We start from the raw sequence: 22,246 nt of genomic DNA on the forward strand, positions 1-22,246 counted from the left end.
CGGACGCTCTGTATCAAGCCGCGCCGCCGGTTGGGGGCAACTACATTGGGGGCAACTACATCGAGAACCTGCTAGCGCAACGAAACGGCTGACGCACACGCGCCCGCGCCGGGCGCGAGCTCCGGGTCGCCTGCCGAGAGGTACTCCCACATGCGCTCGATGATCCGGCCCGAGCGCGTGGCGCGCGCCCGGCATTCGTCGGGGCCGAGCACGGCAGCCGGCGCGCTCGCCTGCACGGCGAGCACGTCGAGTTCCACGCGCGCGGCATCCTCGAGATACCAGGTGAGCGCGACCATCGCCTCGAGCGTGTCCGCGGCCACGACGGCGCCGTTGCCGCGCATCACCACGGCCGCGCACTCTCCCATCGTGTCGATGACCGCGGCGGCCTGTGCGTCGGAGCGGATCAACTGCGGGTCGTCCCACAGCGGCACGCCCGGGGCGAAATACGCGCCCGGGCCATGCAAGGCGCGCGGCGTGCGGCGTAGCGTGGAGAGCGACATCGTCCGGGCCGGCATGGTGCGCGCGACCGCACCGATGTCGGCACGCCGCCGATAAATCTGCTGATGCAGGCGCACCTCGCCGAGCACGCCGTCGGGCAGCGGGCCCTCGACCGGCACCACGGTGCCCGCTTCGCCGACGCCGAGAAGCCCCATCGGACGCGCCGCGCACACGAGGAAGTGATCGGCGTCGAGGCGCGCGCTGCAATGGCCGTAGGCATGCGCGAGGCCCGCGCGGGCGAGCGTGCGCGCCGCCACGCGCACTGCGCGGTCGAGTTCGGCGATGCGCGCGGCATCGAACGTGTGTTGTGTCATGGGCAGCCGGCGGCCTTGCCGCCAGGAATTGGAAGTGAAATTGCGACGCGCCGCGTCAGGCCGAAAATTCGGGAATCTCGGGCTTCGCGCCCCACATGCAGAAACCGGTCGGATCGAACGGAAACTGGCGCGGGACGTAAGTCGCTTCGTCCTCGGGTGCGATCTTTCGCACGCCGGTGGAGTATTCGTAGACCATGCCGTCCGGGCCCGCGAAGTACAGGAACATCGCGTGCGAGGTGGGGTGGCGTCCCGGGCCGAAGCGAATCGGCACGCCTTGCTCGCGCAGGAAGTACCACGAGCGCATGAGGTCGTCGATGCCGTTGACCTGGAAATTCACATGCTGAATGCCTGCGCGCTTTGCCGGGAACAGCGCGATCTTGTGATGCACGTCGTCGATGCGCAGCAGCGGTGCGTCGCCAATGCGATCGGACACGCGGGCGTTGCATACGCTCGTCCAGAACGCTTCGTCGCGCCGCGCGTGCGTCGTGCACAGACCGACGTGGCTGAACGAATCGATGCCCGCATCGCGCTCGCCGTGATACCGGCGGCCCGTCTGCGCGGCGCGCAGCACCAGCTCGATCCGGTTGCCGGTAGGATCGCAAAACGTCAGGAAGTCGGCCACGCGACGCAGATCGGCTTCGTCGCGCGTGCCACGGCGAAAGTCGATTCGCATGGCCTCGAGCTGCGCGGCGGCGGCGTCGAAATGCGCGTCGCTCGCCACGTCGAAGGCCACCGTGTGATCGGTGGGGTCGCCCTCGAAGTAGCAAACGGAATGATCGCGGCTGTCGCTGCGAAGGAATACGTAACCGGCCTCCCGACGCACTTCCTGCAACCCGAGAATGGTGCGCGCGTAGCGTGTCGCCCCCTCCAGGTCGCGCGTGCCCAGCCGCACGTAGCGAATGTCGTGCAGATTGATCACCGCCTGTCTCCTGCGGATGTAATTCGAATGTCGTGACGGATACGATAAGGAGACGCGACGAATGACGCCAACAAATTGCGTAAATGCGCGGTATTTACGTCGTGAATCAACGATGCAGCATGGGCGCGCGAAGGCGCGCTGACGAATCAGTCCTCGCCGTGAAACAGGCGGAAGACGGTGCTGCGAAGCCAGCGGTGGCCGGCGTCGGCGTGGAAGCGTTCATGCCAGAGCTGGGAGATGTCGAACTCGGGCCCTTCGAAGGGCAGCGCGTAGGTGTGCAGCGCCGTGGCGGCCTTGAGCGCCCGACCGAGGCGCGTGGGCACGCACACCACGAGATCGCTTGCCGCGATAAGCGCCGAGAGCCCCATCGAATGCGCCATGCGCAGCGCCACGTGACGCTTGCGGCCCGCCTGCGCAAACCACTGCTCGACCGCCGTTTCGAACACGTCGTGGTTGCCGGCGGTGGGGCGATACACCGCGTGCGCGGCGCTGAGGAACGCGTCCGCGCTCAGCTTGCCCCGTATCGTCGGATGCCCCTCGCGCACGAGCGCCACGTAGTGTTCGCGAAAGAGGCGCTGCTGATGAAAGCCCGACGAGAAGCGCGTGAAGAGGCCGAGCGTGAGGTCGATGTCGCCCATCGCCATCGCGCTCTGCGCTTCGCGCGGCGTGGTGTCGACGGTGACGATGCGAACGCCCGGCGCCTCGGCGGCGAGCGTGGCCATCAGTTTCGGGATGAAGATCAATTGCCCGATGTCGCTCAGGTAGAGACGGAACGTGCGCTGCGCCTTGGCGGGATCGAAGTCGTGCGGCGCTTCGACGGCGCCGCGAATGAGCCCGAGACCTTCGGTCACGGGCGGGGCGAGCGAGCTGGCGAGCTCCGTCGGCAGCATGCCCTGCGGCGTCTTCACGAACAACGGGTCGCCGAACGCCAGACGCAGTCGCTTGAGCGCGTTGCTCACAGCCGACTGCGTGAGGTTCAGTTCCTCGGCCGTCACCGTCGTACTGCGTGTGCGCAACAGCGACTCGAACACGAGCAACAGATTCAAATCCAGCGAGCGTAAGTTCATCCCCAGCGGTGCGTTCCTGCAAAAGTCGCGTGAATGGCCGTGCGGCATTTTAGGCAACGCCCGCGCACGTGCGCATTGCGGGAAACCCGCCCACGCTCGCGGCGGCGATCGTGGTATTCACGTGCGCGAGCCGGCCTGCGCGGCGCGGTGCAGGCGGGCAATGACCTCCAGCACTTCCGGCCGCTTCTCGCGCTTGGCCGTCACGATGTGGTAGCTCAACGGACATTCGACTTCGGTGTCCGACAAGCGCCGGAGGCGGCTTTTGGCGATCGCGGCGTCGGCCAGCGGCGCCCGCGCGAGCGCAATGCCCAGCCCCGCTTCGGCCGCGGCCAGCACGACCGTGTAGTCCTCGAAGCGGCGATCACGCGCCCTCGGTCTGAGCGAGACGCCTTGCGCACCGCACCACGCCCGCCACCCGGTCAGATCGGAGTCATGCAGCAGCGGCATGGCGAGCATGTCGGACGCACTCGCGCCCTTCAGACGCGCCGCCACCTCGGGCGACGCGACCGGGTATAGCGTCTCGGCCATCAACGGCTCCGAGTCGACCGCGCTCCAGCCGCCGCGGCCGTAACGCAGCGCGATGTCGACCTCGCCCGCGCCGACATCGGCGTTGCGATGTTCCGTCGCGACCTGGATGTTGATGAACGGCTGCCCGGCTTCGAGCGATTGCAGCCGCTCCAATAGCCACAGCTTGGCGAACGACGGCACGACGCTCAGCCGGACCGCCGGCGCCTTGCGCGCCTGATGCCACTGATCGGCGGCCGCGTCGATCACGTCGAACGCATGCTCGATGCGGCCCAGAAAACGCTGGCCGTCGCACGTCAGGCTGACGCCGCGCCCGTGCCGCTCGAACAGCGCGCAGCCCAGCCAGTTTTCCACGGCGCCCACGCGGCGGCTGATCGCCCCGTGCGTGAGGCCGCTTGCCTCGGCCGCGGCCGTAAACGAGCCGTGGCGCGCCACGAGACAGACGGTTTCGAGATTGGCCAGCGGCGGACGGGCGCGATGGGGTGCGTTCATGGTCGTCGGCAACATTTCAGCGGGTTCGGGCGGGCGCACGCACGCGAGCGCCATCGGCAAGGTGTGAACGTGACTCACAGCTTGCCGTCGATTCGTGCAGTAGCTTATCACCGCACCGGTGCGGCAACATGGCGACTCGATCGCCGTCGCGCGCGCCCTTTCGGACATGCCGCCAACGCGCCGTTTTTCTCCCATCCTCACCTCAGGAGTTCATCGTGTCAGCCGCTGCCCCCGCCCCGTTCACCCTCTACGTGGATTCACAGTTCTCCAGTCCCTATGCGCTGTCGGTGTTCGTCACGTTGCGCGAGAAAGGACTGCCGTTCGAGCTGCGCACGGTCGATCTCGGCCAGGGCGCGCATCACGAGACGAGCTTCGCCGACATGTCGCTCACGCGGCGCGTGCCCACGCTCGTGCATGGTGACTTCACGTTGTCGGAGTCATCAGCCATTAGCGAGTATCTGGAGACGGTGTCGCCGGCTGCGCCGGTCTATCCGGCCGGCGCCCGGGAACGCGCCCGCGCCCGCCAGGTGCAGGCGTGGCTGCGCAGCGATCTCGGCGCACTGCGCGAGGAGCGCTCGACGGAGGTCATCTTCTACCGCGCGTCCGACCGGCCGCTCTCGGACGCCGGCTACGCCGCGGCGAGCAAACTGATCGCGATCGCCCAAAGCCTGCTGCCCGACGGCCGTCTGTCGCTGTTCGACCAATGGTGCATCGCGGACGTCGATCTCGCGTTGATGCTCAATCGCCTGGTGTACAACGACGACGTGGTGCCGCCCGCGCTCGCGGCGTATGCCCGCCATCAGTTCGCGCGTCCCGCCGTGCAGGAATGGCTCGCGATGACGCGCCCGCCGCGGGCGGCGGATCTGGCGGCGAATCTGGCGGCGGGCGGACTTCAGGCCGGCGTCAGCTCGGCATGAGCGTCAGCCCTTGGCGATGAATGCGTACATGCAGCAGCACCAGCGGCCGGTACGGACAGTCGTCGCGCAAGGCGACCTCGCCATTGCCGCGCGCACCGTCCACCCTGGCGTGGCGGCTTGCGAGCGCGGCGTTGAACGCGCATTGCGCTGCCGAGCGTGCGGCCAGCACGAGCAGCAGCAACGAAGCGGCCATGGCGATTCGGAAGTCTCCCGAGGTAAACACTCGCGCCGGAATGTCGAAAACGAGCATGGCGATCACCACGCACGCGTCGATACAGACGGCTCCCAGCGAAGCCACCAGCAGGTATGCGCGCAACATCCGAATCGTCGACGATTTCATCAGTCCTCCCACCCTTGTCCCGACCGCCGGGAGCCGCCGATTTGCCGATCTGTCGATCTGTCGATTTGCCAATTGCCGACTGGGGTGACTGCGGCGGCTGCGGCCACAACCCGGCAGCGTTGCCGGCGTCTTCCCGTTGCGATGTTAAATGCAGAGTGTCGGCCGTCCTGTGACAGGAAACGATTTTTTACACTCGGCCACGCCACGTCCCCGTGGGGTTCGGTCGAGGCGGCGCACGGCTGCGGCCGTGGCCTGTTTTCGTCAAATCATCTGAAATCTCGCGCTTTTCCGCCAAAAACCGATTGAATTGCGACTTTTCCCAGCGCGGTGGCCACACAAACGGCGACGTGACGCGGGAAACGGTGAAGGCAGTCGACAGGCAGGCCGCGAAGGAGGAAAATACCGCCACCTTGCCGTTTACGTTAACGGCACTGACGACTCAAAGCCCCCTCTGCCGAGACATTGAAGAAACATGAGCGCCAATACTGAACTGCGTTTTGTCGTGGAGCCGCACGCCAACCCTACCCCCGCCGCCCAGGTGGCCGCCAAGCTGGCGAACCCGGTGTTCGGGCGCGTGTTCACGGACCACATGGTCACGATCCGCTGGACCGAGGGCAAGGGCTGGCACGACGCGAAGGTGGAAGCCCGCCGGCCGTTCGAGATCGATCCGGCGTGCGCCGTGCTGCACTACGCACAGGAAATTTTCGAAGGGATGAAGGCCTATCGCGGTGAAGACGGCAAGATCTCGCTGTTCCGCCCGCAGGCGAACGCCCGGCGCTTTCGCGAGTCGGCACAGCGCATGTCGATGGCGGAGCTGCCCGAGGCCGTGTTCCTCGAAGCCGTGGAAAAGCTCGTCGACATCGACCGGGCGTGGATCCCGAGCGCCGAGGGCAGCAGCCTCTACATCCGCCCGTTCATGTTCGCCTCGGAGAGCTTCCTGGGCGTGCGCGCCGCGCAGGAGTACATCTTCTGCGTGATCGCGTGCCCGGTCGGCCCGTACTTCAAGCCGGGCAAGTCGGCCGTGACCGTGTGGGTGTCTGACCAGTACACGCGCGCCGCCCCCGGCGGCACCGGCGCGGCCAAGTGCGGCGGCAACTATGCCGCCAGCCTCATCGCGCAGACCGAAGCGAGCGCCAAGGGCTGCGACCAGGTGGTGTTCCTCGACGCCGCCCAACATCGCTGGATCGAAGAACTGGGCGGCATGAACGTCTTCTTCGTGATGGACGACGGTTCGCTGCAAACGCCGCCGCTCTCGGGCACCATCCTGCCGGGCATCACGCGCGCCTCGATCATCGAACTGGCCAGGCGCGAGGGCCTGACGGTCAATGAAACGCCGTATGAATTCGCGCAGTGGCAGGCCGATGCGGCCAGCGGCCGCGTGAAGGAAACGTTCGCGTGCGGCACGGCGGCGGTCGTCACGGCCATCGGGCAAGTGCGTCATGCCAAGGGCGAATTCAACATCGGCGACGGCGGCGAAGGTCCGGTGACCAGGCGTATCCGCGATCAGCTCACGGGCATCCAGCGCGGCAAGGTCGCCGATCCGTTCGGCTGGGTCCACCACGTAGCCTGATAGGGCATTTATCCATTCATAACAAGCTGTGAAGCTGCGCGTCGCCCGAGACAGCGACGCGGGAAATCTCTGGCGGCGCGTGACGACACAAGGAGAGTCGGACGCGCCGTCTCGTTGTCCTCGATTGACAGATCATGAAACACGAAACGGGCGCGATGGCGGGCAAGACCCGCGGCGCCATTGCGGCAACCGACACAATCGGCGTTCCGCACTCCGTGTTCGAAGACATCTACGCGATGATCATCGGCATGGCCTTTGTGGTGGTGGGTCTGGTGCTGCTCAAGGCCGCCGGGTTGGTGACCGGCGGCGTGGCCGGCATTGCACTGCTCGCCTCCTATGTCTTTCCGCTGCCGGTTGGCACCATCTTCACGCTGGTGAACATACCGTTCTTCCTGTTCGCGTATTTCACGATGGGCCCGCGCTTCGCGCTCAAGTCCACCGTCGCGAGCTTCGGCATCACCTTCGCGCTTGCGGCCATGCCGCAGACGTTCAACGTGGCCTTCATCAATCCGCTGTTCGCCTCGTTCGTCGGCGGCACGCTGTGCGGCATGGGCATCCTGGCATTGGCCCGGCACGGGGCTGGCGTGGGCGGCACCGGCATCGTCACGCTGTGGCTGCAACGCGAGCGCGGCATCAACGCCGGCATCTCGCAGGTCTGCATCGACGCGACGATTCTGCTCGCCTCGCTCGCCACCATTCCGGCTGGCCGCGTCGCGTGGTCGGCGCTCTCGGCCGTTGCGATGAGCGGCATGGTCGTGGCATGGCACCGGCCGGGCCGCTACACCGGGCGCTGATCCGGACCGCGACCCGGACGATAGGCGCTCGCCTGACGCAGCAGCCACTCGCGAAAGACGCTCAGTGGCTGCCCATGCGTGAGTTCCGTCGGATACACGAGGTAATACGCCGACTCGGCCACACTCTTCACGTCGAACGGGATCACGAGGCCCAGCGCGTCGAGTTGCCCTTCCACGAAGAACTTCGGCACGAGCGCCACCCCGAGCCCGGCCGCCGCCCCGGCGATGAGCATCGTGTGCAGCTCGTAGCGCACGCCTTGCAGCGTGCGATTGTCTTCGATGCGCTGCTCGGCGAACCAGCGCGTCCAGGCGCTCGGGCGCGTCGTCGAGTGCAGCAGCGGATACGCCAGCAGATCGGCCGCCGAGCGCACCGGGCCGGCCAGTAGCGACGCCCGACAGACCGGCACCACCTCTTCCCCGAACAGATAGTCCGACGACGTGCCGGGCCACGTCGGCTGCCCGAAGTGAATGGCCGCTTCGAAGTGGGTCTCGTCGAATGTGAAGAGATCCGTGTGAACGCCCATGTTCACGCGCACGTCCGGGTGGCGTTCGTTGAAGTCCTTCATTCGCGGAATCAACCACTCCGACGCGAAAGTCGGCAGCACCGCCAGTTCCAGATACCCGCCGCCGCTGCCATGCGCCATGATCGAGAGCGTGTCGCGATCCAGTTGCTCGAGCGTGCGGCGCACCTGCGTACTGTAGAGTCGCCCGGCGCGCGTGAGCACCACGCGTTGCTTGGCCCGCACGAAAAGACGCACGCCGAGCTGCGCTTCGAGCGTGGCAATCTGACGCGACACGGCGCTCTCCGTAAGAAACAGCTCGCGCGCCGCGTGAGTGAAGCTCTCGTGCCGGGCGGCAGCCTCGAACGCCAGCAGCGCGGCGGTGCCGGGCGTCTTGAATTTACGCATGTTGATTCCGAAAACGCATCAAGTGGCAATTTTATCTCGCTTTACGCGCGCCCAGTCCGTTTCAATAATGCTGTCACTGCAAGAGGTAGGGAGCCAGCCCCGGGGGCGCCGCCTTTGCTTGCATGCCGAGCCCTGACACTCCGTGGCGCCGCCCAAGACGGCGCCCTCCCTGCGAGACAAACCGATGCGCAATGCCAACGTGCAGTCCCTGCTGGTCTCCCTGATTGGGCAGACGCGTACCGACGCGCTGTTCGCCACACTTAATTCCCCGTCGATCCTCGCCGACTGCGAGCCGGGCCACGTGAGCCGCGCCGAGTTGGCGCAGGCCATGAACATGGCGCTGTTCGAGGGACTACTGGCGCGTTCGCCGAATGGCCGGACCTACACTGAAGAGACGATCGCGAACGGCGGCAGCGTCTATTTCGACCATGGCGCGTTGCGCACCGTGCGCTGGCATGAAAACGGCGCGCTACCGCCGGGCGAGGCGGCCTTCACGCGTATCCTGCGCCCGCTCGGCTTCCGTCTGAACGGTCGCTATGCGCTCGACCGTCTGGGCATGACGGGCCGAGCCTACGCGCATGAAGACGCCCCCGAAGAAATTTCGCAGTTTTTCGTGAGCGAGCTGCACCCGGAGCGCTTTTCGGAGACGTTCCAGCAAGCGGTGTCGCGCGTGGTCGGTACCTCGCGCGATCCGTTGACGCCAGCCGCCGTCGGCCAGTTGTGGGAGCTCGAGCGCGACGGCACGCTGCCGCTCGAAAGCGCACAGGCCTTGCTGCCGGTGATCGTGGGGGCGTTCGCGCGTCAGCACGACATGCCGAGCGAAGCCGACTATGAACTGCTGCTGGCCGAATCCGCCGAAATGGCGTGGATCGCGACCGAGGGCAACGCGTTCAACCACGCGACCGACCGCGTGGCGGACGTCTTCGCGCTCTCCGACGCCGAGAAAGCCAAGGGCCGCCCGATGAAACCCGAGGTCGAGCGCTCGCGCTCGGGACGCGTGTTCCAGACCGCGTATCGCGCCGACACGGTGCGCCGGGAATTCCGCGGCAAGGACGGCGAGACCGTCACGCGCGAGGTGCCGGGCTCGTTCTACGAGTTCATCACGCGCCATCGCGAGTACGACACCGCTGAGCGCCGCTGGAAGATCGACCTGCGTTTCGACGCCGGCAACGCACAGGGCATTTTCAAGATGACGGCCAACGCCAAATGAGTCTCGGCTCGCAGCCGGCGCACAATGGCGGCGTGTGCCCATGCTGCGCGCTTTACCGCCGGCGCGATTGCAACACCGTCGGCCAACATTGAATTCCATAAGGGGTAACAACGTGAACGCATCTTCCATTCTCAACGAACTGGGCATCGCCAAGCTGGCCGAGAGCGGCGACATCGCCGTGCATTCGCCGATCGACGGCGCGCTGATCGGCCGCGTGGCGAGCGCCTCGGTGGCCGACGCCCAGCACGCACTGGCGCGCGCGCAGAGCGCCTTCGCGACATGGCGCAACGTGCCGGCGCCGCGCCGCGGCGAACTCGTGCGGCTGCTCGGCGAGAAGCTGCGCGAGCGCAAGCAGGCGCTGGGCGCGCTGGTCACGCTCGAAGCCGGCAAGATCCTGCAGGAGGGCCTGGGCGAAGTGCAGGAAATGATCGACATCTGCGACTTCGCGGTTGGCCTGTCGCGCCAGCTGTACGGTCTGACGATCGCTTCCGAGCGCCCGGGGCACCGCATGGCCGAGACGTGGCATCCGATGGGCGTGTGTACGGTCATCTCGGCGTTCAACTTCCCGGTCGCCGTCTGGTCGTGGAACGCGGCGCTCGCGCTCGTGTGCGGAAACGCCGTGGTGTGGAAGCCGTCGGAGAAAACGCCGCTGAGCGCACTGGCCGTGAACAAGCTGATGGAAGAAGTCATTGCCGAATTCGGCGATGCCCCGGAGGGCCTGACGGCGCTCGTAATCGGCGGCCGCGAGGTGGGTGAGGCGCTGGTCGCCGACCGGCGCTCCGCCATCGTGAGCGCGACGGGCAGCACCGAGATGGGCCGCAAGGTCGGTGTGGAAGTGGCGCGCCGCTTTGGTCGCTCGATCCTGGAGCTCGGCGGCAACAATGCCGGCATCGTCACGGGCAGCGCCGACATGGAGCTCGCCCTGCGCGGCATTCTGTTCTCGGCAGTGGGCACGGCCGGTCAGCGCTGCACCACGCTGCGCCGCCTGTTCGTGCACGAGAGCGTCTACGACAAGACGCTCGAGCGTCTGAAGGCGCTGTACGGCAAGGTCGCGATCGGCAATCCGCTGGAGCGCGGCACGCTCATGGGGCCGCTGATCGACGAAGGCGCATTCGGGCGCATGCAGGACGCGCTCGAGCGCGCGCGCGCGCAAGGCGGCAAGGTGACCGGCGGCGAGCGCCACGTCGTAGCCGGCGCCGAGAACGGTTTCTATGTGAAGCCGGCGATCGTCGAAATGCCGTCGCAGACGGAAGTGGTGCTGAGCGAAACCTTCGCACCGATCCTGTACGTCCTGAAGTACAGCGACTTCGCGGAAGCCATCGAGGCAAACAACGCCGCCTCGCACGGTCTGTCCTCGTGCGTGTTCACGACCGATCTGCGCGAAGCCGAGCGCTTCACGTCGTCGGCGGGCAGCGACTGCGGCATCGCGAACGTGAACATCGGTCCGAGCGGTGCGGAAATCGGCGGCGCGTTCGGCGGCGAAAAGGAAACGGGCGGCGGTCGCGAGTCGGGTTCGGACGCATGGAAGGGCTACATGCGCCGTGCGACCAACACTGTCAACTACTCGTCGGCCCTGCCGCTCGCGCAAGGCATCGACTTCTCGATCGAGTGAAGTCGCGATAGCAAAGCCTCCATGTACGCGTTCACTTCTCCGTTTGCCGATCCGGCCGGCTCGCCGATCCGTGAGCTGTTCAAATACCTGTCCGAGCCCGGCATGATTTCGTTCGCCGGCGGCTATCCGGCGAGCGACCTGTTCGACGGTGAGGGGCTGGCGGCCGCACAGGCCCGCGCCTTCGCGCAGCCGACGCGGTGCCTGCAATACGGTCCGACCGACGGCCTGGCCGAACTCAAGGCGCAACTCGTCGCGTTGATGGCTTCGCGCGGCGCGCCGTGCGCGGCGCAGGAACTGCTGGTGACGACCGGCTCCCAGCAGGGGCTCGACCTGCTGCTGCGCGTGATGGTGGCGCCAGGGGATGTCGTCGTCACGGAGCAGCCCGCGTATCCGGCCACGTTGCAGGCGCTGCGCCTGCAGCAGGCAACCATCGTGACCGCGCCGGTGGACGCGGACGGGCTCGACGTCGGCCATTTGTCCGCCCAGCTGCGCGAGGAGAGGATCGTGGCCCCGAAGCTGCTGTACACGGTGCCGACGTTTGCGAACCCGACGGGCGCGACCTTGTCGCGCGAGCGGCGCATTGCCCTGCTGAAGCTCGCGGTGGAATATCGATTCGTGATCGTCGAGGACGATCCTTACGGCGACCTGCGCTTCGCGGGCGAAGCGGTGCCGTCCCTGCTCGCGCTGACCCCCGAAGTGCCGGGGTCGCGCGATTGGGTCGTGCATTTTTCGAGCTTGTCCAAAATCGTGGCGCCCGGCTTGCGGATCGGTTGGACGATCGCACCGCCGGAGATCGCGCGCCGATGCGTGATCGCCAAGCAGACGGTCGACCTGTGCAGCGTGCCGTGGACGCAAGCCGTGGCGGCCGAGTATCTGGCAAACGGAGCACTGAGCCGGCATTTGCCCGAGATCACCGACGCGTACCGGCGCAAATGCGAGGCCATGTGCAACGCCCTGCGCGAGCGGCTGGGCAGCGCCATTCAATTCCACGCGCCGCAGGGCGGCATGTTCGTGTGGGCGCGATTGTCGGCGCGAAAGACCAGCGAGCTGCTGCCGCACGCGATCGCGCAGAAGGTGCTGTTCGTACCGGGCAAGGCCTTCTATGCGAACGATGCAGCCAATACAGACGATGCAGCCGAATCGTCGTTACGCCTGTCGTTCGCCGCGCCGGCCGTGGACGCCATCGACGAAGGCGTGGCCCGCCTGGCACGGGCGATGGCGGCGAGCGCCTCGCAAACGGCGTAGCGTACCGACGCTCGGCGGCAAAGCGTCCTCGCGAGCGCCGAGCGTTCCATTGGGCCGTGCTGTCGGCGGGTGGACTCAGAGCTTCACGCAGACGTTGCGCAGTTCGGTGTAGAACTCGAGCGAGTGCACACCGCCTTCACGTCCGATCCCCGACTGCTTCGCGCCACCGAAGGCGGTCCGGAGGTCGCGCAGGAACCAGGCGTTGACCCAGCACACACCGACTTCGAGCGCGGCGCCCATGCGATGCGCGCGGCTCACGTCGGTGGTCCACACGGTAGCCGCAAGGCCATACGGCGTCGCGTTCGCCATCTCGATGACTTCCTCCTCCGTGTCGAACGGCGCGATGTGGCAGCATGGCCCGAAGATCTCTTCACGAATGACCGATGCGGTCTCCGGCAGCCCCGTCCAGATCGTGGGCTGAACCCAGGCGCCTTCCTTCATCGACGCGGGCATGTCGGGCACGCCGCCGCCGGTGACCACCGTCGCCCCTTCCTCGCGCGCCTTCGCGTAATACGACAGCACCTTCTCGCGGTGCACCTGCGAGACGAGCGGCCCGAAGGTCGTCCCGGGCGCATACGGATCGCCGGGCGTCAGCGACTCCGCGCGCGCCTTGAGCGCCGCCACGAAGCGCTCGAAGATCGGGCGCTGAACGTAGACGCGTTCCGTGCCGAGGCAGACCTGACCGCTGTTGTCGAAGCTCGAGCGCGCAATGCCGGCGACAGCCTTGTCGAAATCGGCATCCGCGAACACGATGCCCGGGTTCTTGCCGCCGAGTTCGAACGAGACCGGACGCACGCCATTCGCGGCGGCTTTCATGATCGCTTCGCCGGTGCGCGTCTCACCGGTGAACGTGATGCCGTTCACGCCGGGATGTTCCGTGAGGAAGGCGCCGGCCGAATCAGGCCCGAAGCCATGAACGACGTTGTACACGCCAGCCGGCACCCCCACCTCGTTCACGACCTCGCCAAGCAGCGTGGCGGTCGCCGGCGTTTCTTCGGACGGTTTCACGACGACGGTGTTGCCGAAGGCCAGCGCGGGGCCGACCTTCCACGTCATGAGCAGCAGCGGCAGGTTCCACGGACAGATCACGGCGATCACGCCACGCGGCGTGCGCACGCCGTAGTTCAGCGCGTTGCCGCCGTCCGGGGCCACCATCGCGAACGACTCCGTCGGCACGTTCTTGATCATGTCCGCGAAGACCTTGAAGTTCGCGGCGCCGCGCGGGATATCGAGATGGCTTGCCAGACCGTGCGGCTTGCCCGTGTCGGCAATCTCCGCGGCGAGGAAGTCGTCGAAACGGCGATGGATGCCGTCGGCCACCGCGTGCAGCAGTTCCACGCGCTGCGCGACGGTCATCTTGCCCCACGGTCCCTGCAACGCGGCGCGGGCGGCGCGCACGGCGGCGTCCACTTCCGCACGCCCGGCTTCATGCACGTGCCCGATGAGGCCGTTGTCCACGGGGTTGCGGTTCTCGAACGTGCGGGCGGTCGACACCCACTCGCCGTTGATGAAATTCTGGAAATCCTTCATGTCTCGCTCTCTCGTTGTATCGGGTTGTATCGGGCCGTATTGGGTTGGTCCGGGCCGCTCGGGCGGCGGCGCGCCGCTCACGGCATGCCGCACACGATAAATCCGCCCGTCCGTCGCCGTCAACATTTTCTCGAGAATTTTTATTTATATCGATTTTTATTTAATTTAACGAAAGTCCGGAGCAAGTTGCTTATAATCTCGGCATTCCCGACACACCGCGCACGCGCAGTGTCCCGCAACGTCACGCAACTTCCCGCAACGTCCCTTTACGCCCGGCTCATCGCCCAGTTCATCGCCCAACCCATCTCCCCTGCCCATCTTCCAGCCCCCACGCACCGTATGCACAGCTCCAGTCCGTTTTCCCTCCAGGCCGCCGACGCCACGCTCGCGCAAAGCGCCTACCTGCGCCTGCGCGCCGACATCGTGCAAGGGCGGCTCGCACCGGGAGAGAAGTTGCGCGTCGAGCACCTGAAAGATCGCTACGAGGTGGGCGCTGGCACGCTGCGCGAGGCGCTCGCGCTGCTCGTCGCCGATGCGCTCGTCGTGCAGCACGGGCATCGCGGCTTTCGCGTCACGCCGATCTCGCTGGCCGACTTCATCGACATTACCGAGACGCGGGTGCAACTGGAGACCGAAGCGCTACGCCAGTCCGTGTCGCTGGGCGACGACGCCTGGGAGGCTGACCTGACGAGCGCGTTTCACCTGCTCACGCTCGCCGAGGAGCGACTGGGGGGTGCGGCGCAAGGCAAGGAAGGAAAAGGAGATGGCGAGGAGGGCGATGTGGGCGATGAGGAAGACAGCGGCAACGGCAGGGATGGCGGCGGCAACCGGTTTGCGCAGTGGGAGGCGCGCAATCGCGCGTTCCATGAGGCGTTGATCCGCGCATGCCCGTCGCGCTGGCTGCATCACTTCCTGGCGATCCTGTATCGCCAGTCCGAACGATACCGGCGCCTGTCGATCACGCACCGGCCGGTGCCGCGCGACGTTCACGAAGAACATCAGGCCATCTTCGATGCGTGCCTCGCGCGCGACGCGGACCGGGCCGCCGCACTGCTTGCCGCCCACATCCGCAAGACGCTGGAGGCCGTGCGCGAATTACCGGAGGCCATCCTCAACGCCGGGACGGCGCCGCTCGCGGCGGTGCGCTAGGCGCCGACACGCCCGGAACGGATCGCTCAGCGCGGCAGGCTCTCACGCACGATCTGCGCAAAATAGCGCGCGCCCACCGGCAAGATCGCGTCGTTGAAGTCGTACCCCGCGTTGTGCAGCGGGGTCGCGCCGGGTTCGTCGCCACAGCCGTTGCCGATGAAGGCGAAGTTGCCCGGCACGTGCTGAAGAAAAACGCCAAAATCCTCCGACGCCATTACCGGCGCCACGTCCGCGTCGACCATCGCCGCCCCCACGACCGCGCTCGCCGCCCGCACGGCGAGCGCCGTATTTTCGGCATGGTTGACCGTCGGCGCGAACTCGTGCGTGTATTCGAACTCGCAGTGCGCACCATGCATCGCGCACATGCCCGTGCAGATCTCGCGCATGCGCGACTCGAGCAGCCGCTGCACTTGCGGTGTGTAGCTGCGGGTGTCGCCCTTGATCACGACGTTCGTCGGAATCGCGTTGCGAATGCCGTCGGTGATGAACTCCGTGCACGACACCACCGCGGACATGCCCGGATCGACACTGCGCGAGACCACCGTTTGCAGCGCCACCACAATCTGTGCGCCGATCACGAGCGGATCGACGCCCATGTGCGGACGCGCCGCGTGCGTGCCCTTGCCGCGAATGCGGATGACGAAGTTGTCCTCGCTCGCCATGATGCCGCCCGCGCGCGTGGCGATGTGCCCGCTCGGAATGCCGGGCATGTTGTGTACGCCATAGATCGCGTCGATGGGAAAGCGCTCCAGCAGGCCGTCGGCGATCATCGCGCGCGCACCCCGGCCATGCTCCTCGGCCGGCTGAAAGATGAAACGGACGGTGCCGTTGAAGTCGCGCGACTCGGCGAGCAGCTTCGCCGCGCCCAGCACCATCGACATGTGGCCGTCGTGTCCGCAGGCGTGCATCTTGCCGCTCACCTGCGACGCATGCTCGCGACCCGGTGCATTCTCCGCGATGGGCAATGCGTCCATGTCGGCGCGAATGCCGATGACGCCCTTGCCGTCGCCGGCACGCAGACTCGCGACCACGCCGGTGCCGCCGATGCCGCGATGCACGTCCAGCCCGAGGCTCTCCAGGATCTTCGCGACCGTCTGCGACGTGCCCACCTCCTCGAAGCCGGTCTCCGGCTGACGGTGAAACGCGTGCCGCCATGCACGCAGCGCCTTGGCGAAATAGATGTCCTGCGTCATGCGAGGCTCCCTCCGTGAGTCTGTCGGCGTGCGTGCCACGCCTGCCCGCGCGCGAGCACCGAATCCGCCGGCTCGCCGACGAGCTCGGCATACACGGACGGCGCCGTGGCGCCCTCCGTGTTGATCAGCAACACGCGCGACGCCGCGTCCAGGCCGATAGCCTGCGCCATCTCCGGCGAAGCGGCCGCCTGCATCAGGCCGGCCAGTCCCGCGGCCCCCGATTCGCCGGCGACGAAGGGCGCGTCGCGCTCGCTGCCGCGCGCAAGCCGCTGCATTGCGGCGACGGCCTGCGCGTCGGTGACGGTCATGAACGCGTCGACCGACGGTTGCAGGAAACGCCACGCCAGCGGCGAGGTCTCGCCGCACGCCAGCCCGGCCATGACCGAGTCGACCGAACCCGACGCGGATGCCGGCTTGCCGGCCATCGCGCTTTGATACAGGCAGTCGGCCTGCACCGGCTCGACGACCACGAACGTCGGACGCCACGCGCCCCAGCGCTCCCACACATAGCTCACGACGCCGGCAGCCAGTCCGCCCACCCCACCCTGCAGGAAGACGTGCGTCAGCGGGCACGCCCGGCCGTCGGCGTGCAGCGCCTCCTCGATCTCGGCTGCGATCACGCCATAACCTTGCATGACGTCGCGCGGAATCGCCTCATAGCCTTCGTAGGAGGTGTCCGAAACCACATGCCAGCCATGGCGATGCGCGAGCGCCGCCGCCTCGGCCACCGAGTCGTCGTAGTTGCCCGCGATGCGAACGATCCGCGCACCGTGCGCGGCGATCGCCTGCTCGCGCTCTTCGCTCACATGGGCGTGCAGCACGATCACGCAACGGCAGCCGATGCTCTGCGCCGCGGCCGCGAGCGCGCGTCCGTGATTGCCGTCGGTGGCGCTGATCACGGTGAAGTCCGACAGCGCATCGCGGTGCTCGCCCTGGAACAGCGTGGCGGCCGTGATGCCACTTCCGCCATGTTCGCCATGTTCGCCATGTTCGCCATGTTCGCCGTATTCATCGTATCCGCCGTATTCGCGCAGCAGCAGGCGCGCGAGCGCGATCGGCGCGCCCAATGCCTTGAAGCTGCCGAGCGACGAGCGCTGCGCTTCGTCCTTCACCAGCACACCGCTCACGCCCAGTTCGGCGGCCAGCTCAGGCAGGACGCGCAACGGCGTACTGCCCGGGCGCAACCCGCTCCAGTGCGAGAGCCATGTGCGGCTCTGCTGCGCGCGGGCGATGCTCATGATGTCCTGAAGCGGCGCGGGATACGGCGCGCGCATGACATGCGGATTGACGTAAAGCATTGGGGGGCTCCGGTAAAGCAAATGAAGCGAATGAGACATGAGACGAATGAGCCGGCGAATTGCCTTGCCAGCGCCCGGCGGACGCCGCGTTGCGACGCGCGTTCGCAAACCTCGTTGATGGGCGTGGGCGTCTATGGGCGTCTATGGCGTCCATGGGCATCGCCGGGCCCCGATTCAGCGCGCGATGCCGAGCCGCTGTGCGACGACGTCGAGCAGGACCTCGGCGCCGTGCACCAACTGGTCGTCATCGGTATGCTCGCGCGGGTTGTGGCTGATGCCCCCGCGGCTCGGCACGAAAATCATGGCGGCGGGCGCGATGCGCGCGATCATCTGCGCGTCGTGGCCGGCGCCCGACGTCATGCGCTTGTACGACAGGCCCATGCGCTTCGCGCTGGCTTCGATCGCCTCGGCGAGTGCGGCATCGAAGACGACGGGCGAGAAGCGCGCCAGCCGCTCGGTCGTCACGCGCACGCCCTCTTCCCTCGCAAGGGTCGCCAGAAATTCCGCAAAGCGCGCTTCGCCGGCGGCAAGACGCTGCTCGTCCGGGTCGCGCATGTCGACGGTAAACACCGCCTTGCGCGCGATCACGTTGATGACGCCGGGCTCGACGCGCAACGTGCCGACCGTCGCGAGGGTGGTGCCCGAGGCCACCGCGATGCGGCGAAGCTCGGCGACAGCCGCGGCGGCGACGTAACCGGCGTCGTGGCGCAGACGAGTCGGCGTCGTGCCCGCATGATTGGCGTTGCCCTCTACGGTGACCTGCTGCCACGAGATCCCTTGCAGGTTTTCGACGACGCCGATCTCCAGCCCCTCGGCTTCGAGAATCGGCCCTTGCTCGATATGCAGTTCGAGGTACTCGTGCGGCACGAGCGTGCCCGGCGCCATGTCGCCGGCGTAACCGATGCGCACGAGTTCGTCGCCAAGGCGGGCACCGTCCGTGCCGATGGCGTCGAGCGCCTCGTCAAGCGGCAAGCCGCCCGCGTGCACGAGCGAGCCCATCATGTCCGGGTGAAAACGCGCGCCCTCCTCGTTGGTGAATGCGGCCACGGTAATCGGTCGCGATGGCGAGATGCCGGCGTCGCGAAACGCTCGCACGACGGCCAGTCCGCCCAGCACGCCGTAGCAGCCGTCAAGCGCACCGGCGTTGACCACCGTGTCGATGTGCGAGCCCATCATGAGCGGGCGCAAGGGCGCATCGCCGGAGGCTGCCTCGGCTGCGAGCGTGCCGAAGATGTTGCCGATGCGGTCGATCTGCACGTCGAGATCGAGTTCGCGCATCCACGCGACGACCCGATCCCGACCGGCTTTCTCGGCGTCCGTGAGGGCAATGCGCGTGCGCCCGCCTGCGACGGGATCGGCGCCGATTTCGCCCAGCTCGCGAAGCTGCTGCAACAGAACGGAACCGTTCAGACGGAGGGGGGCGGCGACTTTCGAAGCTTGCATGAGTCAGTGATGTGTTGGCGGGTAAGGGATGGGTAAGGGATAAGTAAGGGATGGGTGAGGACGCGTAAGGATGAGTAAGAGCGAGCAAGAGGCCCGTAGGGGGCGAGCAAGGGTTGGGACGCCTGCTCGGGCGGCGCCGTCTTCGCTGGCGGACGCGGCGGGTGCGCGCGTCACCGCTAGCGGAGTATCATCGGATAGCCTGAATAATATTCCGACGCGCGCGTAGTAATCGCGCGTTTTGGGCGTTCAAAACGAATTTTTGTTGCGCATCATGAGCCTGGACAGTTACGACGTCGCCCTGCTCGCGGCGATTCAGCGAGACGCGACCACTCCCCAGCATGCGCTCGGCGCGCAGGTGAATCTGTCGTCCGCGGCGGTAAACCGGCGGCTCAGGAAGCTTGCGGACGAGGGCGTGACGCGCAAGACCGTCACGCTGGTCAATCCCGCAAGCGTGGGTTATCCCCTGACGGTCATTACCGAAGTGGAGGTCGAGAACGAGCGGCTGGATCTGCTCGACGCCATGAAGCGCAGCTTCCTCGCGTGTCCGCAAGTGCAGCAGTGCTATTACGTCGCGGGAGAATGCGACTTCGTCGTGATCATGGTGGTACGCGACATGGCGCAGTACACCGAACTCACCCGAGCGCTCTTCTTCGAGAGCAACAACGTCAAGCGCTTCAAGACGCTCGTGACGATGAGCCACGTCAAGGCGGGACTGGAGGTGCCGCTGGACGCGGCGCAGAAGTAATCGGCGAGCCGCTGCGCCGGCAGGCGTGGCGCGGCCGGTCTCACGTCGGCCGCGCCAGGTCGGTTGGGCGGGCGCGGCCGCCCGCGCGAGGCGTCGCGGGCGCTTCCTCGCGCGCGAGCGGCATGTGTTCCGCCCGCCACCTCACATTTCGTAGCGCAGCGTCACCATGGCGCTGCGCGGCGCGCCCGGCATGTTCAGGTTGGGACTGGAGCCGTGTGCGGAGACGATGTAGCCCTTGTTGAACACGTTGTAGACGTTGAGTTGCAGCGTCATCCGCTTGTACGCATACCACGCCATGAAGTCGGCCGTAACGTAGCCGGGCAGCGTCACCGTGTTCAGCGGGTCGGCCATGCGCGCGCCCACCAGGTTCAGGCCACCGCCAACGCCGAAACCGCCGCCAAGGCGTTTCGTCAGCCAGAGATTGCCCGAATGGCGCGGCGTGAGCGTCGCGCGCTTGCCCTGCAGCGCGGGCGTCGACTTGGTGACGGTTGCATCGAGATACGCGTAGCCGGCCAGGATGCGCCAGCCTTGTCCGAGTTCCGCCGCCCCGCTGAGCTCCACGCCGTCGGTTCTCTGCTCGCCGATCGGGATCAACGCCGTACCAGCCGCGTTGGCGACCTTGATGTTGCTGCGCTCGAGCCGGAACACCGACACTGTCGTGGTGACCTTGCCGTCGAGCCAGTCGTACTTCGCCCCGACTTCGGTGTTCGTGGTGGTCTCGGGCGCGAGCTCGGCATTGTTGGCCGCCAGCGAAAACGCTTCGCCGGAAGGTTGGAAGGACCGGCTCCACGACACGTAATACGACTGCGCCGTGCTGGGCTGCCAGACCAGCCCCGCGCGCGGACTCCACGCCGTGTCGGTGCGCGAAAGGTTGGGCTGGTTGGGACGGCGCTCAAACGTCTGCTGCTCGAACCGATCGTAACGAATGCCGAGCAATGCCTTCCAATGCTCGCTAAAGGCGATCATGTCCTGCGTGTAGAAACCGAGCGTCTTGAACACGCCGAGGTTGTTGGCCGTCGGCGTCGTCGAGGTATGCAGCGGCAGCGTCGGCAAACGCGGCGCGAACAGGTCGAAGTTGATCGTCTTGCCGCTCGCGTCGGTCACCGGCGCCGAATAGCTGACGAGATCCTTGTTCTGCTGGCCGATCTCCACGCCATACAGCAGCTCGTGCTTCATGCCAAAAAGCACGGCTTTTTGCGTGAGTTCGGACTGGTTGAACCAGCCGTGCTCCTCGCGATAGACGTTGCCGTGATTGAACGTCAACGTGCGATTGGCCTCGTTGACGGTGCCCACGAGCGTGTTGTTCCGATCGAGCGAATAGTGGTAGTAGCGGGTGGCGTTGCGGACCGACCACTCGTCGTTGAACTCGTGCTTGATCGTCGCGGTACTGGAATAGACGCGCGAGCGCGTGTAGTCGACGTGTCCCGCATTGGCCGCACCGTAATAGGCTGATGCCGGCACATCGACGGGGCGCCCCCGATAGGCCGGAATGCCGAAGTCGGTCAGACGGCGATCTTCCAGATAGTCCGCCTGCAGCAGCACGGTCGTCCTCGGCGCGAGGCGCAGTTCCAGGGAGGGCGCGACGGCCGAGCGGTTCAGAAACTGCTGGGAGCGGTAGCTCTTGCCTTCCTCGTGCGCCCCCGTGATACGGAACGCCGCCGCGCCGTCGCCCAACACGCGGGCGACGTCGGCTTCGACACGCCGGTCTGCCCAGGAGCCGTAGCTCACGCCGACGCTCGTCACGTCGACGCCGGGCTTCTTGGTCACCCGGTTGATCAATCCGCCGGACGAGCCGCGGCCGTACAGCACCGCGGCCGGCCCCTTGACGACCTCGATACGGTCGACGTTGGACAAATCGCGGAAATACAGCGCATCGTCGCGAATGCCGTCGACGAACTGGTCCGCGATGGCCGAAAACCCGCGGATGGTCACCTGATCGCGCTGGCCGTCACCCGTGGAAAACCCGATGCCTGCCACGTTTTTCAGGGCGTCCTGCACGGAATTCGCATGCTGATCGCGCATGACTTCCGCCGTCACCACGTTGACCGTCTGCGGAATGTCGCGCAGCGGGGCGTCGATCCTCGTGGCGCTCACCGCGCTCGTGGGGTTGTAACCCTCGCCGGGATCGCGGATCGAACTGGCGTTGACCACCACCGCCGGCAGCACGGTCGCCGCCGCACCAGCCGATTCCGTGCCCGCCGGCTGCGCGCCGTCCTGTGCCAGCGCGGCGCCCACCATCATCGGCTGGCACGCGAGCGCCACCCACGCGACGCGGCGTGCCGGATGCAATACTCGTTTCATCTCCCTGCCTATCTTTTGTAATGATTCGTAATATAAAAACGAGACGTATTATCATTTGAAAGAAAAAGCAGGTCAATGACTGTTTTTTGCTCCGAATTTTGCTCCAAGGCGGGGGGCAGACCCGGCTGTCAGCCGGGCGCCGGGACGAAACCGGCGTCGCAAGGTATGGCCGCGGG

At 66.7% G+C, this 22,246-nt stretch carries 19 protein-coding genes; 8 read left to right on the forward strand and 11 right to left on the reverse strand.

Features of this window, described 5'->3' with window-relative positions; all coding sequences use genetic code 11:
• Window positions 1-71 precede the first annotated feature (71 nt).
• The 4 genes from PNO31109_RS01070 to PNO31109_RS01085 all read right to left on the reverse strand — a co-directional run bounded on the left by PNO31109_RS01070 (window position 72) and on the right by PNO31109_RS01085 (window position 3,815).
• Window positions 72-812, reverse strand: a complete 741-nt coding sequence (locus tag PNO31109_RS01070) for a class II aldolase/adducin family protein (protein WP_150553782.1) — start codon at window positions 810-812, stop codon at window positions 72-74.
• 55 nt (window positions 813-867) lie between these two features.
• On the reverse strand, window positions 868-1,731 hold the full coding sequence (locus PNO31109_RS01075; RefSeq protein WP_150553783.1) for a VOC family protein: 864 nt from the start codon (window positions 1,729-1,731) through the stop codon (window positions 868-870).
• A gap of 146 nt (window positions 1,732-1,877) precedes the next feature.
• A complete protein-coding gene (locus PNO31109_RS01080; RefSeq protein ID WP_150553784.1) occupies window positions 1,878-2,798 on the reverse strand; it encodes a LysR family transcriptional regulator in 921 nt (306 codons plus the stop codon).
• 117 nt (window positions 2,799-2,915) lie between these two features.
• The gene (locus tag PNO31109_RS01085; protein ID WP_150553785.1) at window positions 2,916-3,815 is read right to left on the reverse strand and encodes a LysR substrate-binding domain-containing protein; all 900 of its coding nucleotides are present in this window, start codon (window positions 3,813-3,815) and stop codon (window positions 2,916-2,918) included.
• Between the two features lie 215 nt (window positions 3,816-4,030).
• Between PNO31109_RS01085 and yfcF the strand changes: the two genes are divergently transcribed.
• Window positions 4,031-4,732, forward strand: a complete 702-nt coding sequence (gene yfcF / locus PNO31109_RS01090; protein WP_244958109.1) for a glutathione transferase — start codon at window positions 4,031-4,033, stop codon at window positions 4,730-4,732.
• Here the strand turns inward: yfcF and PNO31109_RS01095 are convergent.
• The gene (locus PNO31109_RS01095; protein WP_150553787.1) at window positions 4,719-5,072 is read right to left on the reverse strand and encodes a hypothetical protein; all 354 of its coding nucleotides are present in this window, start codon (window positions 5,070-5,072) and stop codon (window positions 4,719-4,721) included. The two genes, yfcF and PNO31109_RS01095, sit on opposite strands and share 14 nt — an antisense overlap.
• A 472-nt stretch (window positions 5,073-5,544) precedes the next feature.
• Between PNO31109_RS01095 and PNO31109_RS01100 the strand changes: the two genes are divergently transcribed.
• Entirely contained in the window at window positions 5,545-6,642 is a 1,098-nt protein-coding gene (locus PNO31109_RS01100) for a branched-chain amino acid aminotransferase (protein ID WP_150553788.1), read from the forward strand.
• Window positions 6,643-6,776: 134 nt separating this feature from the next.
• Window positions 6,777-7,436, forward strand: coding sequence for a YitT family protein (locus PNO31109_RS01105; RefSeq protein ID WP_150553789.1), 660 nt, complete (start codon window positions 6,777-6,779; stop codon window positions 7,434-7,436).
• Here the strand turns inward: PNO31109_RS01105 and PNO31109_RS01110 are convergent.
• Window positions 7,421-8,344, reverse strand: a complete 924-nt coding sequence (locus PNO31109_RS01110) for a LysR family transcriptional regulator (RefSeq protein ID WP_150553790.1) — start codon at window positions 8,342-8,344, stop codon at window positions 7,421-7,423. The two genes, PNO31109_RS01105 and PNO31109_RS01110, sit on opposite strands and share 16 nt — an antisense overlap.
• A gap of 184 nt (window positions 8,345-8,528) precedes the next feature.
• Between PNO31109_RS01110 and PNO31109_RS01115 the strand changes: the two genes are divergently transcribed.
• The 3 genes from PNO31109_RS01115 to PNO31109_RS01125 all read left to right on the forward strand — a co-directional run bounded on the left by PNO31109_RS01115 (window position 8,529) and on the right by PNO31109_RS01125 (window position 12,411).
• Window positions 8,529-9,554, forward strand: coding sequence for a DUF1338 domain-containing protein (locus tag PNO31109_RS01115; RefSeq protein WP_150553791.1), 1,026 nt, complete (start codon window positions 8,529-8,531; stop codon window positions 9,552-9,554).
• A 112-nt stretch (window positions 9,555-9,666) separates the two neighbouring features.
• A complete protein-coding gene (gene amaB / locus PNO31109_RS01120; protein WP_150553792.1) occupies window positions 9,667-11,166 on the forward strand; it encodes an L-piperidine-6-carboxylate dehydrogenase in 1,500 nt (499 codons plus the stop codon).
• Window positions 11,167-11,187: 21 nt separating this feature from the next.
• On the forward strand, window positions 11,188-12,411 hold the full coding sequence (locus tag PNO31109_RS01125) for an aminotransferase-like domain-containing protein (protein ID WP_150553793.1): 1,224 nt from the start codon (window positions 11,188-11,190) through the stop codon (window positions 12,409-12,411).
• A 75-nt stretch (window positions 12,412-12,486) separates the two neighbouring features.
• Here PNO31109_RS01125 and PNO31109_RS01130 read toward each other — a convergent pair whose 3' ends face one another.
• The gene (locus tag PNO31109_RS01130) at window positions 12,487-13,941 is read right to left on the reverse strand and encodes a 2-hydroxymuconic semialdehyde dehydrogenase (protein WP_150553794.1); all 1,455 of its coding nucleotides are present in this window, start codon (window positions 13,939-13,941) and stop codon (window positions 12,487-12,489) included.
• Between the two features lie 339 nt (window positions 13,942-14,280).
• Here PNO31109_RS01130 and PNO31109_RS01135 point away from each other — a divergent pair, with 339 nt between their 5' ends.
• Entirely contained in the window at window positions 14,281-15,090 is an 810-nt protein-coding gene (locus PNO31109_RS01135) for a GntR family transcriptional regulator (protein WP_150554152.1), read from the forward strand.
• A 26-nt stretch (window positions 15,091-15,116) separates the two neighbouring features.
• Here the strand turns inward: PNO31109_RS01135 and PNO31109_RS01140 are convergent, their stop codons facing one another.
• The 3 genes from PNO31109_RS01140 to PNO31109_RS01150 all read right to left on the reverse strand — a co-directional run bounded on the left by PNO31109_RS01140 (window position 15,117) and on the right by PNO31109_RS01150 (window position 19,024).
• The gene (locus PNO31109_RS01140) at window positions 15,117-16,283 is read right to left on the reverse strand and encodes a M20 aminoacylase family protein (RefSeq protein WP_150553795.1); all 1,167 of its coding nucleotides are present in this window, start codon (window positions 16,281-16,283) and stop codon (window positions 15,117-15,119) included.
• A complete protein-coding gene (locus tag PNO31109_RS01145; protein ID WP_150553796.1) occupies window positions 16,280-17,581 on the reverse strand; it encodes a diaminopropionate ammonia-lyase in 1,302 nt (433 codons plus the stop codon). Before PNO31109_RS01145 ends, PNO31109_RS01140 begins: the two co-directional genes overlap by 4 nt.
• A 174-nt stretch (window positions 17,582-17,755) precedes the next feature.
• Window positions 17,756-19,024 (reverse strand): Zn-dependent hydrolase, encoded by a 1,269-nt coding sequence (locus PNO31109_RS01150; RefSeq protein ID WP_150553797.1) that lies wholly within the window; start codon window positions 19,022-19,024, stop codon window positions 17,756-17,758.
• A 271-nt stretch (window positions 19,025-19,295) separates the two neighbouring features.
• Here PNO31109_RS01150 and PNO31109_RS01155 point away from each other — a divergent pair, with 271 nt between their 5' ends.
• Window positions 19,296-19,769: an Lrp/AsnC family transcriptional regulator gene (locus tag PNO31109_RS01155; protein ID WP_150553798.1), complete on the forward strand. Its 474-nt coding sequence runs from the start codon at window positions 19,296-19,298 to the stop codon at window positions 19,767-19,769.
• A 141-nt stretch (window positions 19,770-19,910) separates the two neighbouring features.
• On the opposite strand, the gene PNO31109_RS01160 is transcribed toward PNO31109_RS01155, so the two are convergent.
• Window positions 19,911-22,070, reverse strand: a complete 2,160-nt coding sequence (locus PNO31109_RS01160) for a TonB-dependent receptor (RefSeq protein ID WP_241013720.1) — start codon at window positions 22,068-22,070, stop codon at window positions 19,911-19,913.
• Window positions 22,071-22,246: the final 176 nt, after the last annotated feature.

Origin of the sequence: Pandoraea nosoerga (genome assembly GCF_902459585.1) — a bacterium.
Classification (GTDB): Bacteria; Pseudomonadota; Gammaproteobacteria; order Burkholderiales; family Burkholderiaceae; genus Pandoraea; species Pandoraea nosoerga.

Bases quoted from the DNA above. Each gene is read 5' to 3' on its own strand.
- PNO31109_RS01070 (WP_150553782.1), bottom strand. From the start codon at position 812: ATGACACAACACACGTTCGATGCCGCGCGCATCGCCGAACTCGACCGC.
- PNO31109_RS01080 (WP_150553784.1), bottom strand. From the start codon at position 2,798: ATGAACTTACGCTCGCTGGATTTGAATCTGTTGCTCGTGTTCGAGTCG.
- PNO31109_RS01085 (WP_150553785.1), bottom strand. From the start codon at position 3,815: ATGAACGCACCCCATCGCGCCCGTCCGCCGCTGGCCAATCTCGAAACC.
- PNO31109_RS01095 (WP_150553787.1), bottom strand. From the start codon at position 5,072: ATGAAATCGTCGACGATTCGGATGTTGCGCGCATACCTGCTGGTGGCT.
- PNO31109_RS01100 (WP_150553788.1), top strand. From the start codon at position 5,545: ATGAGCGCCAATACTGAACTGCGTTTTGTCGTGGAGCCGCACGCCAAC.
- PNO31109_RS01105 (WP_150553789.1), top strand. From the start codon at position 6,777: ATGAAACACGAAACGGGCGCGATGGCGGGCAAGACCCGCGGCGCCATT.
- PNO31109_RS01110 (WP_150553790.1), bottom strand. From the start codon at position 8,344: ATGCGTAAATTCAAGACGCCCGGCACCGCCGCGCTGCTGGCGTTCGAG.
- PNO31109_RS01115 (WP_150553791.1), top strand. From the start codon at position 8,529: ATGCGCAATGCCAACGTGCAGTCCCTGCTGGTCTCCCTGATTGGGCAG.
- PNO31109_RS01125 (WP_150553793.1), top strand. From the start codon at position 11,188: ATGTACGCGTTCACTTCTCCGTTTGCCGATCCGGCCGGCTCGCCGATC.
- PNO31109_RS01130 (WP_150553794.1), bottom strand. From the start codon at position 13,941: ATGAAGGATTTCCAGAATTTCATCAACGGCGAGTGGGTGTCGACCGCC.
- PNO31109_RS01135 (WP_150554152.1), top strand. From the start codon at position 14,281: ATGCACAGCTCCAGTCCGTTTTCCCTCCAGGCCGCCGACGCCACGCTC.
- PNO31109_RS01140 (WP_150553795.1), bottom strand. From the start codon at position 16,283: ATGACGCAGGACATCTATTTCGCCAAGGCGCTGCGTGCATGGCGGCAC.
- PNO31109_RS01145 (WP_150553796.1), bottom strand. From the start codon at position 17,581: ATGCTTTACGTCAATCCGCATGTCATGCGCGCGCCGTATCCCGCGCCG.
- PNO31109_RS01150 (WP_150553797.1), bottom strand. From the start codon at position 19,024: ATGCAAGCTTCGAAAGTCGCCGCCCCCCTCCGTCTGAACGGTTCCGTT.
- PNO31109_RS01155 (WP_150553798.1), top strand. From the start codon at position 19,296: ATGAGCCTGGACAGTTACGACGTCGCCCTGCTCGCGGCGATTCAGCGA.
- PNO31109_RS01160 (WP_241013720.1), bottom strand. From the start codon at position 22,070: ATGAAACGAGTATTGCATCCGGCACGCCGCGTCGCGTGGGTGGCGCTC.